Source organism: Microcoleus sp. B13-B6, assembly GCF_036705405.1.
Classification (GTDB): Bacteria; Cyanobacteriota; Cyanobacteriia; order Cyanobacteriales; family Microcoleaceae; genus Microcoleus.
The window spans coordinates 1-13,327 of record NZ_JAUBUJ010000019.1; the positions used below are offsets into that span (position 1 = coordinate 1).

12 protein-coding genes are annotated in these 13,327 nt (G+C 44.1%); 7 read left to right on the forward strand and 5 right to left on the reverse strand.

The features are described from left to right. Positions 1–340: 340 nt before the first annotated feature. The 5 genes from QUB35_RS10985 to QUB35_RS11005 form a co-directional block, all read right to left on the reverse strand. Positions 341–1,441, reverse strand: a complete 1,101-nt coding sequence (locus QUB35_RS10985; protein WP_333141956.1) for an iron-containing redox enzyme family protein — start codon at positions 1,439–1,441, stop codon at positions 341–343. Between the two features lie 174 nt (positions 1,442–1,615). Beyond that, positions 1,616–2,230 carry a rhodanese-like domain-containing protein gene (locus tag QUB35_RS10990; RefSeq protein WP_333141957.1) on the reverse strand — a complete coding sequence of 205 codons (615 nt, stop codon included), beginning with the start codon at positions 2,228–2,230 and terminating at the stop codon, positions 1,616–1,618. After that, entirely contained in the window at positions 2,220–2,990 is a 771-nt protein-coding gene (locus QUB35_RS10995) for a sterol desaturase family protein (protein ID WP_333141958.1), read from the reverse strand. Before QUB35_RS10995 ends, QUB35_RS10990 begins: the two co-directional genes overlap by 11 nt. A gap of 23 nt (positions 2,991–3,013) precedes the next feature. Continuing rightward, positions 3,014–3,649: a type IV pilin-like G/H family protein gene (locus QUB35_RS11000; RefSeq protein ID WP_333141959.1), complete on the reverse strand. Its 636-nt coding sequence runs from the start codon at positions 3,647–3,649 to the stop codon at positions 3,014–3,016. Positions 3,650–4,274: 625 nt separating this feature from the next. Continuing rightward, positions 4,275–6,047 (reverse strand): AAA-like domain-containing protein, encoded by a 1,773-nt coding sequence (locus QUB35_RS11005; protein ID WP_333141960.1) that lies wholly within the window; start codon positions 6,045–6,047, stop codon positions 4,275–4,277. A gap of 175 nt (positions 6,048–6,222) precedes the next feature. Here QUB35_RS11005 and QUB35_RS11010 point away from each other — a divergent pair, with 175 nt between their 5' ends. The 7 genes from QUB35_RS11010 to QUB35_RS11040 all read left to right on the forward strand — a co-directional run bounded on the left by QUB35_RS11010 (position 6,223) and on the right by QUB35_RS11040 (position 13,304). Beyond that, positions 6,223–6,768 carry an NfeD family protein gene (locus QUB35_RS11010; RefSeq protein ID WP_333141961.1) on the forward strand — a complete coding sequence of 182 codons (546 nt, stop codon included), beginning with the start codon at positions 6,223–6,225 and terminating at the stop codon, positions 6,766–6,768. 133 nt (positions 6,769–6,901) lie between these two features. Further along, positions 6,902–7,462, forward strand: a complete 561-nt coding sequence (locus tag QUB35_RS11015; RefSeq protein ID WP_333141962.1) for an SPFH domain-containing protein — start codon at positions 6,902–6,904, stop codon at positions 7,460–7,462. Between the two features lie 116 nt (positions 7,463–7,578). After that, the gene (locus QUB35_RS11020; protein WP_333141963.1) at positions 7,579–8,097 is read left to right on the forward strand and encodes a type IV pilin-like G/H family protein; all 519 of its coding nucleotides are present in this window, start codon (positions 7,579–7,581) and stop codon (positions 8,095–8,097) included. Between the two features lie 107 nt (positions 8,098–8,204). Continuing rightward, positions 8,205–8,720 carry a type IV pilin-like G/H family protein gene (locus tag QUB35_RS11025; protein ID WP_333141964.1) on the forward strand — a complete coding sequence of 172 codons (516 nt, stop codon included), beginning with the start codon at positions 8,205–8,207 and terminating at the stop codon, positions 8,718–8,720. Positions 8,721–9,027: 307 nt separating this feature from the next. Continuing rightward, on the forward strand, positions 9,028–9,558 hold the full coding sequence (locus tag QUB35_RS11030; RefSeq protein WP_333141965.1) for a type IV pilin-like G/H family protein: 531 nt from the start codon (positions 9,028–9,030) through the stop codon (positions 9,556–9,558). Positions 9,559–9,664: 106 nt separating this feature from the next. Continuing rightward, a complete protein-coding gene (locus QUB35_RS11035) occupies positions 9,665–10,180 on the forward strand; it encodes a type IV pilin-like G/H family protein (RefSeq protein WP_333141966.1) in 516 nt (171 codons plus the stop codon). A 19-nt stretch (positions 10,181–10,199) separates the two neighbouring features. Then, positions 10,200–13,304: an AAA-like domain-containing protein gene (locus QUB35_RS11040; RefSeq protein ID WP_333141967.1), complete on the forward strand. Its 3,105-nt coding sequence runs from the start codon at positions 10,200–10,202 to the stop codon at positions 13,302–13,304. Positions 13,305–13,327: the final 23 nt, after the last annotated feature.

Genomic DNA, 13,327 nt, shown 5'->3' on the forward strand with positions numbered 1-13,327 from the left:
CTACCATTGTCAGCAACAGGCTTTTCGGCCTGTTCCACAAAGAGTGTATTTCTTGTGGAACAGGCCGAAAAGCCTGTTCCTAAAAGGCTTATTGAGAACGTCAGCAACAGGCAAGATGCCTGTTCTACCATTGTCAGCAACAGGCAAGATGCCTGTTCTACCATTGTCAGCAACAGGCTTTTCGGCCTGTTCCACTATGGTCAGCAACAGGCAAGATGCCTGTTCCACAAAGAGTGTATTTCTTGTGGAACAGGCCGAAAAGCCTGTTCCTAAAAGGCTTATTGAGAACGGTGCAAGATATAGGGTGCATCAGTCTCTGACCCACCCTAGGATATAGCTGTTAATTCCGTTCTGCAGCTTGGATCGATCGCACTACAGCAGCCCCAGCCCGATCGCCGATCGACTTCTCCTGATCGTACCCCAACACCAGCTCCCACGCCTCCTGCGGGTATCTGTCAACCAGCGGGATCGCCACTTCATCCAACATCCAGCGGCCGTGACGCTCATCTTCTTTGATGTGCAGTTCCCAATAACCCATCGCAGCCTGCGAGAGGCCCAGACGCTGGGCGGCGGCTAGATAATTGCGGTAAGCGACAGGCCCCGCCACCTCAAAATAAGTTAGTCCGCCGTTGTAGCGCAGAAAATGGCGCTTGCGTTCCGTCAGCAGAAAGTTGTGATTAATGCTTGCGAGCACTTCCCAAGGCACTAAATCGAAGTACGCTTCCGGTTCCGTACTCATATCGAATTCAGCCAGCATTTGAGCAAAAAAGGTCGAATGCTTGCGGGGGAGGCGACCGCCACCGTATTCTTCGATCAGCACTCGCGTAAGGGTACACTGAATTTCGTTGCCGGCACCGCCGATGATGCGAGAAACACGGCTGGCTTCCACTAAACCGTCGAAGGAGGCGATCGCCAGTAGGTGTTTGTATCCCTCTTCAGTCATCTGTTCCCGCAAATAGCGATCGCTCTCGTTCAAAGGAGGATCGACATCGGCGGCCGCGCGATCGCGCAGGGCTTGCTTGACATCCGGCAATTTTTGCAGCGCTGCAACGTCGATTTGCGCGATTTCCCACTGCTGCCAAGGTTCCTCAATGCGATCGCGCACGGAACGCAAATAGTGCGATCGTTCGTTATTGTAGCGGCGCAAATCGTCGTACCAAAACAAGTTGAGGCGGTTGATACGGTAAAGTATGCGCTGCAAGAAGCGGTGAGCGGCCTCATCGCCCGGTTCCTGTTGGTAAGCTGCTTGAATTGCAAAGGCGATCGCGCTTTCAAAATCGCTGACAAGTAACGGTTTTGTCGCCACCGTCTTGTCTAAATCCTCGACTTCTAGCAAATTGACAAATTGGCGATCGGCTGCTTCGTAATTTGGGGGTGCCGGTTGCTTTTTGGGAAGACTCGGCGAGTCTATTTTGGGGAGTAAATCTGCCGTGTTTTGCATGGAATCAACTTATGTTATGACTTTGATTATTGTGCTGCCTGCCCAAACAGCCAACCGTTGCAGATTGCTGAGGATTCTGGCTAATTACTTTCAAGATAGCGAATCTGTCAGCCGCATACACCCTTCCATTGATAGAGATTTTATAGAAATCAATTTGGTCACAACTGCCCCGATTCATTCCGAAAGCAGGGTGACTGACGGAGACTTTATCAAACTCCCCAAAGTAATTGGAGCTAATATCTGGGCATCTTTTGGAGCCGGCACTGCTTGCCGCCACGCTTTGATACCTCCTGAAAGGACAACAACATTCAGGCTAATATCCTTAATCTTATTAGTCTCATTTCCCGCAGCTTCTTGGGAATACCGAGCGAGTTTTTCCAACTGTTTGTATGCTTTAACCGATCGCCCTCCTCTGGCACAATAAAGTACAATTATCGGCTGAGGTCGATCGGATTTAACCCTAGCTTTGACAATGGATTGAATCTGCTTGACACCGAACCCCATCTCAATATCAATTATGGGAACAAGGGGACTTTCACCGATGCGATCTTCCGCGTATTCTTCGGGCGATCGCACATCGATCAAAATCACTGGTTTTAACTTATTCTGCTGCAATTGGGCAACAGTTACTTGTTTCGTATTTAAACTGGCGATAAAAGTTAGGATATCCATGTGATGAAATAGGGCAACTGCACCCACAGAAGCAACACTCGTCAAGCCCAAACCCATAATTGCCAGCAAAAAGCGAGAATAGCGATTAATACCTGGTTTTGCATTTTTATCTAGCATTTTTAATCATCCTTGAAAATGGATAGAACATTTGTCCGACATATCCAGCAGGTATAGAATCACAGATTCCATATTGATGAGGCATTTTTTTGGCTGGCATATAGATAGTGCCAAATAGCAAATCTAACAGTGGCAACTGAACAGCAAAGTTTTTGTTGTTTATTCCGGGAATTTTACTGTGATGCCAGTGATGAAATTGTGGGGTGGCTACGAACCATTTTAGGATGCCAAATTTTAATTTAATATTAGAATGAATTAAGAAAGCGATCGCCGCCGAATAAAGAGCATAAACCACCAAACTCTCCTTGGTAAATCCCAACCAGTAAAGAGGCATAATTTTGCAAATCTGAGTAAAGAGTTGCTCGCAGGGATGCACCCGCACTGCTGCTAACCAATCCATATGTTCAATGCTGTGATGGACTGCATGGAATTGCCAAAGCCAGGGTACTTCATGCAGTAGTCTATGAGCGATATAATATGCCATATCGGAAACGATAACTGCTTCTGCCAACTGCAACCATACAGGTTGAGAGGCTACTTTGCTTTGCAATTCCGGGTTGAGTAAATTAGTCATCAGCGACAAAATTACAGTCACAACAATAGCGCCTAATCTACCAATAAAGTGACCTGTAAAAAAATATGTGGCATCGGTTTCCCATCCGAAACGAAATATCTTTTGCTTGTGCAAGGAAAAGATTCTTTCGAGGGGAATGAAGATGCAAGCTAAGATGATGAAGCCTTTGACAATTTCAGGTAACATGAGATTATCATTAATGTCGATATTTACTTAAGCACGTCGCTACTACCAGCAGCGCAGACAGGATTACCATTCTGAAGGATAGGAGCAGACGGTTGGGTATTTCCAGGAGAATTTGCTCCACACAGAATGGAGACAGTAGTCTTCCCTTTGTTAGCTGCTTGGGAAACAGGTACTAAAAAGACAGCCCCGACATAGCTACGAAGATTATTGCTGCGGGCTACACCATAACTAAACGCAGCATTTTTGGTAGATATGGTTGAATAGTTATAGTTTGTTGTCTGAGTTTTAATGCCGAGGCCTAGGGCATTAACGGAATTGGAAAATGCGCCATCCTCGACGTATATTGCTTGTTGACCTTTGTTCATTGAGCTAACATATTGTTTACCTTCTGATTGCTTCGCCTTGCCACCACAACCGACAAAAGAAGGGAGGGCGATCGCACCAACTATTATGCTGCCCAGAGGAAAGTAAATAAAAGTGATCCTCAGTAAGATTCCTACCCATGATTTACGTTTTTTGTCAGGGAGAATATTTTTTTCTGAATATTCCGCTTTTTTATCGAGTGCATCGAGTTGAGGGTTTGTCTTAAGCTGCATGGTTGTTCTCGATACTGCTTGTTTGTTGAGTGCATCGAGTTGAGGATTTTTTTTAAGCTGCATGGTAGTTGTCAAAATGTGTTAGCAGAGTAGTTTTCAAGTGATTGACATACTCCCCAGCGTAAACACATGGGGATTCTATAGCAATCCTAAATCATTCTCATAATTATTGTAGGGGCAATCCCCCCGTGGTTGCCCTATAGATAGGGGGTAGGCACGGGGAGTAGGGGTAGCACTACCCCTACAAATTTATCTGAATCATTTAGGATTGCTATAGAGTCAAACAGCGAGTGCAGGCGTAGCTTGTCTAATATCGCCTAATCGAACAGTCGATGCCAAGAAAAACAAGCAAGTTATTTTTAGCGTCGTTTTCATCCAGTCCATTGAGTGCGGTGGGGCTTGCAAACCTCACCTACTGCGCCTTGCTTCTACTCTATTTTTATTAAATCACGTGCCTATTTGAGAAGTTGAGTGAGTTCTCATCGACTTCTCATCGACTTTTCTGGGACTTACGCAACACACACCTGTGACAGAAACCGGGTTTCTGGCCAAGACTTGGCAATCAACCTGAGATTTTTCCTCAGAAACCCGGTTTCTCTGGAGTTATCCCAGGGTTAGAAACCGGGTTTCTGGCCAAGACTTGGCAATCAACCTGAGATTTTTCCTCAGAAACCCGGTTTCTCTGGGCTTATAGCCGATCGCCAAAATACTCCTGATACAACCGACATCTCGGAATGCAATGATTTCCATCCAATTTCACCAACCCCATACTATTTAACTTAAACCCCAATTCTGACCTCAATCTAACTGGCTGGGAAACACTAACAATTTCTCTCATCGCCTCCATTAATTCCGAATATTTCTCTAAATTCCATAAATGGCGCCGCAAATGATCGCTGTAAATTCCCGCTTCAGTTGCAGATTCTTTCACTAACCGATCTAAAGTCACATCTTGACGCGAAATATGATACATTCCTAGCCGCACTAAATAAGGATTTCCGCCCACTAACCCCATCAATTCTGCAACTTCATTCCCACTCCAATTCAAGCCGTGCCGTTTAGCCAAATCTTGCACTTGCTGCGAATTAAACTCAGGTAATTCAATCGGTAAACCCACATTAAAAGGAGATTTATTCACATCCAGCGGGATATAAACTTCTGTGGAATGCACCACAATCAAACGAAACTTTTTCCAAATATCTCGCCGTTTTGCTTCTTCGTGCAAAGCTCGCAATAAGCCAAAAAAATCATCAGCAATTTCCGGTGATTCAAACAGGCGATCGCTCTCATCCAAGCCTAACGTCAGAGGTTTTGAGGATTCAGACAGCAAATACTGTTCAAAATAAGCCTTGCAGCACTGATTGCTGCCAATCAAATCGGCTAATTCCCAACACTTGGGCAACTGCTCCAGCATTCCTAACTCTTGACCGATGCTAGCACAAAACCACTGCAAAAATGTATCTGAATTAGCGAATATTTTCCGATTTGCTAGCTGAAAACTGAGCGCTACCGTGCGAGAACCTTGCGCTTCTGCGTGATGCAAAATCCTCGCCATCAAGGAAGTTTTGCCCATTTGTCTGGGTGCTTTTATGCGGATCAGGGCTCCCGGTTGGGCGATCGTCTCGTAACAGCGGGATTCGATCGGAGGGCGATCGATATAAAAACAAGAAGTGAGTTCAACTTGTCCTCCCGGCAATTCTGGCGGCGCGGCTGGCAGGGGTTGACTTATTGACTGTTTGGTGCTAGTAATTACTTGCCATTCTACAGCCAATTCATGATCGGCAGTTAACGATGTGCGACCTTCTTTGATAATGGTTAAAATTTGTGATATTAACTTAAATGAGTCGCCAACACCGCGCCACAGCCAGGGCTGAATTCCTGCTAAATAGCTCAGTAAATCAAAAGAAAGCGGTGTATTTAATTCAACTAAAATCGGTAAAATTGCGGGTTTATGAGCAGTTAGATTGTGCAATTCCTTGGCTAGCTGCACTTGTTCCAATATCATTTCGCTCGCGGCCGATTCTTCGGAAATCAGCAACAGCAAATAATCGCAACGCTTTAAATATGAGCCTGAGTCGCTGCTGTTGTTAATAAAAAAGACCTCGTGGCCTCCCGCACTCAAAGCTTGGTGTAACTGCTGAGCAAGGGTTTTGTGTGAGGTCGATCGGACGTTGGCTAAGCCCTCGAAGAGGATCGCCACTTTTGCCCTCACCAGCACTACCTCCTCTGGCTCTGAATTCGCCTCAAAATCGGCTATATCGCGCCATTCCTGCCCCAATCCGCGACAAATTTCGATGAAATTGGCATAATCCACAGGTTTGCCATTCAGAAAATGGCTGACAGTAGATTGGGCCATCCCTAAATCCTCAGCCAGGATTTTCTGACTGGGGAAGCCATTTCTCAGGAGACAGGATTTAACTGCGCGAATGCACTCTTCGCGCACCCTTAGCGATCGTGGCATTGCTTATCACAATCAAAACACTGAAACCATCATAAATGCCAACCGCCCCTAAAGTCGATGAAAAGTCGATGAAAAGTCGATGAATTTTCAAATAACTCAGTCGCCAACTCAAATAGCCACCTGATTAGATTAGAAATAACAAGGTTGAATCCCATCAAAACGAGGTAAAAGCATTGTGTATTCTATCCTAATTTGGTCGCTGGCCTCAGCCACTAATCAACCAGGTTTCGCCTTCACCCCGCCCCTATTCTGGTTGCTGCTCGGAGTTGTGCTTAGTGCGATGGAGCTATTAATCATCAAAACTCAGCCCCAAAAATACAGATTTTACCTGCTAATGATGGGAGCTTCGGCTGTAATTGAATCATTTATTTTGTGGAGAGGTTCGGTAGCATTTCAATTTAGTTGGGCGAACATAATGTATGAAGATTTTGACTGGCAAATCTTCTACTGGATGGGGATAGCTCTCGCGCTGAGCATCTGGATTAGACCAATTTTTATTGTTCGCAAAAAGTTTGTCATTCCCGAAGCAACGGAAGCGACAACAATCTCCGAAATTTTCCCCGGAGAAACCGGAATGGTGATTTATGAAGGGGCTTCGTGGAAAGCCCGCAATGAAGATTCCCAAGGGGCGATCGCACCCAGACAAAAAGTTTATGTTTTGCGCCGCGAAGGAAACACGCTGATTGTTGTACCTGACAGATTAATTCACATCAACAGCTAAATCTCAGCTCTTTTATGACTCGGCGATTGAAATCGCTTCTACACAAACAAAGTCCGCCTTCGCGGACTAAGAAATCACCATCAACTGTCAACTGTCAACTATCAACTGTCAACTATTTACCAGGAGATTCACTATGTATCACTATTTTTTGACGGTATTGCTTGCCATCACCGGAGTATCCTTAGCCAGCAGCGTAAAAATTGTCCGTCAAGGAGATGAGGCGTTAGTGGAAATTTTCGGAAAGTACGATCGAAAAAAACTCGAACCGGGTATAACCTTTTTGATTCCCTTTGTCGAGCAAGTCGCCTATAAACAAACTCTGCGCGAGCAAATTTTAAGGCTGTCACCGCAAGAATGCACAACGCGCGATCGGGTTGCCGTCACCGTTGATTTTATTGTGTACTGGCGAATCATTGACTTAGAAAAAGCGTCCTACAAGGTGCAGAATCTCAAGGAAGCGATGTTAAATATGCTGATTCTTTCAATTCGGACTCACCTTGCTAAATTATCTGTCGAGGAACTCTACACGGCTCGACATGAGATTAATAATGCTTTAGTGGAAGAGTTGGATACAACGACAGATCCTTGGGGTGTGAAGTTTACGAGGGTGGAATTGCGCGATTTTGCGATCGGCAGTAAAGTCGTTCAGCCCACATCCATTGACCGGAAAGAAGTACAAAAGCTGCGAGCTTAGAGATTAGTATTTCCTCGTTTTCCTCGTTACCAGGCTCTTCCTGGTAACGCAGTTCCAGAGGCTCTGCCTCGCCGACTTTAATTCGCATTGTATATACCATTTAAGGAGACAACACCATGACTAACAATCAAGAATCAATAGTTCGCAATGCAGCTTGTCGCGGTTGTGGATGCTTATTACTTATAGCCGGTATTGGAGTATTGAATGGGATAGCTCTGCCATTTTATCTAAATAATACCAATAGAAGCAAGCAGTCAGAAGCAAAACAGTATGTTAGCTCAATGAACAAAGCTCAGCAAGCATATTTTGCCGAAAAAAGTGTTTTTTCTACTTCTGTTAATGCTTTGGAACTTGGGATAAAAACGGAGACAACAAATTACAAGTATTCACTTCGCGCCACAAAGCAAACTGCTTTTAATTATGGAGTCTCCAAGCAACTACAACTTAAGAGTTATGTCGGCGGTGTCTTTCGAGTTCCTGTTAAAAAAGTTGAACCCAATGCTGCTAAAGATGGAATAACAACAATATCCATATTCTGCCAAGCTGATTCTCCCGGTACAATTAAACCAGCGGAACCCACCTATGAAAAGGGTAAAATTGATTGTGGTCAAGGCACAAGACAAGTGACTAAATAATCTAACTCTACGCAATATAATGACAGTCGATTACTAATATCAAATCGGCTTTCAGTTGAGATTTACCGGACTAAAGTCTTTACTACAAACAGGGAGGATACAAAACTATGAGTCAACAACATTCTAAATCAGCTAGCCTTGCATCGAATGTTGGTGGATGCTTAGTGCTTTTAATCATGATTGGAGTATTTGTTTTGCTGGTTAGACCATCATTTCTGAAGAAGGTTAGGAACATAAAGCAAGCGGAAGCCAGAGACTATGTTAGATCAATCAACAAAGGTCAGCAAGCCTATTTGGCAGAAAAAAGTGTTTTTAGCACTTCTGTTAAGGCTTTAGGAATTGGCATTAAAACCGAGACAGAAAATTACAAATATTCCCTTGTGACCACAAAAAAAGCAACATTTAATTATGGATCTTCAAAGCAAAAAGACCTTAAAAGCTATGTCGGTGGTGTCTTTGTAATTCCTGCTAAAGAAGTTGAGCCAAATGCTGCTCAAGAGGAAATAACCACAACATCCATATTGTGCCAAGCTGATTTTTCCGGTACAATTAAACCAGCAGAACCAATTTATCAAAATGGTAAAATTGCTTGCGGTAAAGACACAACACAAGTGACCAGATAATCTAACTAGAAGGAAGATAATGACAGTCGATTACCAATATCAAATCGACATTCAATTGCAGGGCTGTTTCATTCTCTTGTAGGGGCAATCCCCCCGTGGTTGCCCCGATATCTGAAACCCCTGTAGGGGCAATGCCCCCACGCGCGGCGAAGCTATCCCGTAGGGAATCGCCCTCGTCTATGGGCTGGGCGGGCACGGGGGCACCGCCCCTACAAAACCCTGGTTTTTCTGAGAATGAAACAGCCCTGCATTCAATTGAGATGTCTAGAACTCAAATTATTACTACAAATACTCAGGAGATAATACCATGAAAACACAAAATTATAAATCAAAGAAGCCCGGATTAAGTGGTTGTAAAAACCTTCTAGTTTTCATGTTGATTGCACCGACTATTTCGATGTCTTTAATCTGGATTTCTAATTTTATGGATATGAAGTATGGCGAGTTCAGTCGGAAGGCTCACCAGGCAAAGAATTCTGAAGCTAAAGCGTATATTGGCTCAATTAACAAAGGTCAGCAAGCCTATTTTGCCAAAAAAAGCACTTTTACCACTTCTCTTGATGCTTTAGAAATTGGTTTAAAAGCCGAGACCGAGACATCCCACTTTAAATATTCAGCCCACACGACTAAAAAAGCAGTGTTTAATTATGCATTATGTAAGGATAAATCTCTTAAAAATTATGTTGGCGGTGTCTTTGTAGTTCTTGGTAAAAATAAAACAAACACAATATCCATATTGTGCGGAGCTGATTCTCCCGGTACAATTAAACCAGCAGAACCAACTTATCAAAATGGCAAGCTGATTTGCGGTAAAGGCACAACAGAAGTGACCAAATAATCTAACTCTAGGGCGGATAATCACAGCCGATTACGAGTTAAAATCGCCCTTTAATTCACTTTTTAAGGACTAAAGTCCTTACTACAAACAGAGAGGATACAATACCATGAGTCAACAATATTATAAGTCAAATAGTATTGCATATAAAGGTTACGGATGCTTATTGCTTTTGATGTTATTTGGAATAATTGTTGCGATCGAGCGGCCATCATTTCTGCGTCAGGCTGGGAAGGCAAAGCAAGTGGAACCAAAACAGTATGTAAGGTCAATGAACAGAGTTCAGCACGCTCACTTTGCCGAAAAAGGTGCTTTTGCCACTTCTGTTAATGCTTTAGAAATGGGCATCAAAACAGAAACCGCCAACTGCAAATATTCAGTGATCGCTACTAAAAAAACAGCATTTAATTATGGGTTATCCAAGAAAAAAGACTTGAAAAGCTGTGTCGGCGGTGTCTTTGTAGTTCATGAGAAAGAAGTTCTTCCAAATGTTGTTAAAGATGAAATAATAACAATATCCATATTGTGCCAATCAGATTCTCCCGGTACAATTGAACCAGCGGAACCAACTTATCAAAATGGCAAGCTTATTTGCGGTCAAGGCACAACAGAAGTGACAAAATAATTTAATTATAGGCTAGATCATGACAGTCGATTACCAATATCAAATCGGCGGCAGTCTCCCGCAAAATGCACCTACTTATGTAGTGCGACAAGCTGACTCAGAACTTTATCAAGCCCTCAAAGCTGGAGAGTTTTGTTACGTGCTCAATTCCCGACAAATGGGCAAATCCAGTTTGCTGGTGCGAACTGTACAAAAGCTCTCGGCTGATGGCATTGCCTGTGCTACGATCGACCTTTCGGACATTGGAAACCAGCAAGTCTCTCTAGATAAGTGGTACGGCGGCGTCGCTTACAAACTCTTGTGCAGCTTCAACCTGTTTAACCCCGTCGAGTTTATGGCTTGGTGGCGGGAGAGAGAGTTGATGTCGCCGGTGCAGCGCTTAGGAGAGTTAATTGAAGAATTGCTGCTGGTCAAAATTTCTCAAAACCTGGTCATTTTTATTGATGAAATTGATAGCGTCCTGAGTTTCCAAGAACCGCTAGACGATTTTTTTGCATTAATTAGATGTTGCTACAATAAACGCGCTCACAATTCAGAATACCAGCGCATTACATTTGCTTTGCTGGGAGTAGCTACGCCATCGGATTTAATTAGCGATGCAACTCGCACCCCCTTTAATATCGGCTTACCTATTGAATTGCACGGTTTTAACTTACAGGAAGCTCTGCCTTTAGCAAAGGGATTTGAGGGAAAAGTAGAGAATCCTCAAGAAGTTTTAAAAGAGATTTTGGACTGGACGGGAGGGCAGCCATTTTTGACTCAAAAGCTTTGCAAGCTGATTTTGCACCATGTAAAAAGCTTAGCGTCCGCTTCTATTATATCAGATTCAACGGATGAAAGCAAAACTGAAAATTTTACTCCAAATCAATTATTAATTAGCGAGATAGTGCAATCTCATATTATTGATAATTGGGAATCATCCGATGAACCGGTACACATCAAAACAATTCGCGATCGCCTTCTCAGAAGTCCGCACCGCGCCAGTAGGTTATTAGGACTATATCAAAAAATATTGCCACCCTGCGATCCCCCCCAACCCCCCTTAATAAGGGGGGCTGTTTCATTCTCTTGTAGGGGCAATCCCCCCGTGGTTGCCCCGATATCTGAAACCCCGACCCGCTCGTCTATGGGCTGGGCGGGCACGGGGGCACCGCCCCTACAAAACCCTGGTTTTTCTGAGAATGAAACAGCTCTGCCCTTAATAAGGGGGGAGAAAATGCCAGAATTACCCTTGTTAAGGGGGGCAGGGGGGATCTGCGCCGATGATACTCCCGAACAAACCGAACAGCAACTGAGTGGAAATCAGCAACCTTCAGAACCCCCCGATTGTAGGGGCGGTGCCCCCGTGCCCGCCCTGGTAGAGGGAATCTGGGCGGATGATACTCCCGAACAAACAGAATTGCGGCTGAGCGGATTAGTAGTAAAACGAGCGGGGAAATTAACCGTATCCAACCGCATTTACGCAGCTATATTCAGCCATAACTGGGTAGAAAAAGCACTTGGCGACTTGCGCCCCTATGCTGAATCCCTAACAGCATGGATAGCTACAAATTGTCAAGACGAATCTCGCTTGTTGCGCGGTCAAGCACTGGAAGATGCCCGACAGTGGGCGGCAAATAAAAGCTTGAACACCCAAGATTATCAATTTTTAGGTGCAAGTCAAGAAGCGGAATTTGCCAAATTGCGCGATCGCGAAAAACAAACTCAAGCTGAAATTGAACAACTGCGCCGCGAAAAAAAGTTACTAGAGGAACTAAGCGAGGCACAAAAGCAGAAAAAAGTGATTGCAGCTAAACTTTGGCGCGAGCAACAACTGAGAGTGCAAACAGTTACAGGAGCCGCAGTCATATTAATATCAATCCTGATAGTAAATTTTTGGGTAAAACCGTCCATCGAAGAAAGAAACCACAAAATTCTCACTCTCAGTTTGCTATCAGAAACGCTATTTGCTGCGGATAAAAAAGACGAAGCTCTGCTAGAAAGCATCAGAGCTGTTACAGAAATGAAACGATCGCTCGGAGTGAGTTCAGATATTCAGATGCGAGTGGCGATCGCCCTCGAACAGGCAGTTTACAACTTTCGGGAACGCCGCCGCTTGCAGACTCAAGCCAGTACCCTTGCTTTCGCGAGTTTCAGTCCCGACAGTCAAACAATTGTGACTGCTACCGATGATAATTATATCAAACTTTGGCAAAATAATGGAACTTTGCAAGCAACATTGACCGGGCATACTGATAAAATTATCAGGGCAATTTTCAGTCCTAGCGGTCAGATAATTGTCTCTGCAAGCGACGACCAAACTCTCAAAATTTGGCAAAGAGATGGCAAATTGATTCATGATTTAAAAGGACACCGCAGTCAAATAACAAGCGTTTCTTTTAGTCCAGATGGTAAAATCATTGCTTCAGCAAGTGCCGATGGAACAGTTAAACTCTGGAAAATAAACGGTGAAAAATTGTTAAGTTTAAAAGTGGAGCGAGGTTGGATAACCAGCACGAGTTTTAGCCCAGACGGCCAGATAATTGCTGCGGCTGCTACTGATGGCACTGTTAAACTTTGGAGTTTGAGAAAGATTGTGGAAAAGTTGCAAAAACAGCAGTCAATTGAAGCAAGCACCGATATCAAATTGCTCAGAACTTTACAGATTGAAAGTGATAAAATAATGAGTGTAGCTTTCAGTCCAGACGGAGCAATGCTGGCGACTGCAAGTGCTGGGGGAACTGCGAGAATTTGGAGCAAAGACGGCACACCGCTAAGTATTTTCAAGCATACAAGTGGAGTGACAAATATCAGCTTTAGTCCCGACAGTCAAATGTTGCTATCTGCAAGCACAGACAAAATGGTGAGGCTGTGGAACATTGACGGTACATTGCTCAAAACTTTAAAAGGTAATAAGGATGCTGTTTGGAGTGCGAGTTTTAGTCCAGACGGCAAGGCGATCGCTAGTGCTAGTGCTGACGGTACGGTGATGCTGTGGAATTTTAATCTAGACGATTTGTTGATGCAGGGTTGCGATGGAGCCCGCAATTATTTTCAGACAAATCCGATCGCCAATCCAAACAATCGCCACCTCTGCGACGGGATTGGAACTGAGTTGGGACTCACGCAAAAAAAACCTGGTTAAAATTCAAAATCTTAAGTTTTGCA

Coding starts and splice junctions, on each gene's coding strand:
- QUB35_RS10985 (WP_333141956.1), bottom strand. CDS start 1,441: ATGCAAAACACGGCAGATTTACTCCCCAAAATAGACTCGCCGAGTCTT.
- QUB35_RS10990 (WP_333141957.1), bottom strand. CDS start 2,230: ATGCTAGATAAAAATGCAAAACCAGGTATTAATCGCTATTCTCGCTTT.
- QUB35_RS10995 (WP_333141958.1), bottom strand. CDS start 2,990: ATGTTACCTGAAATTGTCAAAGGCTTCATCATCTTAGCTTGCATCTTC.
- QUB35_RS11000 (WP_333141959.1), bottom strand. CDS start 3,649: ATGCAGCTTAAAAAAAATCCTCAACTCGATGCACTCAACAAACAAGCA.
- QUB35_RS11005 (WP_333141960.1), bottom strand. CDS start 6,047: ATGCCACGATCGCTAAGGGTGCGCGAAGAGTGCATTCGCGCAGTTAAA.
- QUB35_RS11015 (WP_333141962.1), top strand. CDS start 6,902: ATGTATCACTATTTTTTGACGGTATTGCTTGCCATCACCGGAGTATCC.
- QUB35_RS11020 (WP_333141963.1), top strand. CDS start 7,579: ATGACTAACAATCAAGAATCAATAGTTCGCAATGCAGCTTGTCGCGGT.
- QUB35_RS11025 (WP_333141964.1), top strand. CDS start 8,205: ATGAGTCAACAACATTCTAAATCAGCTAGCCTTGCATCGAATGTTGGT.
- QUB35_RS11030 (WP_333141965.1), top strand. CDS start 9,028: ATGAAAACACAAAATTATAAATCAAAGAAGCCCGGATTAAGTGGTTGT.
- QUB35_RS11035 (WP_333141966.1), top strand. CDS start 9,665: ATGAGTCAACAATATTATAAGTCAAATAGTATTGCATATAAAGGTTAC.
- QUB35_RS11040 (WP_333141967.1), top strand. CDS start 10,200: ATGACAGTCGATTACCAATATCAAATCGGCGGCAGTCTCCCGCAAAAT.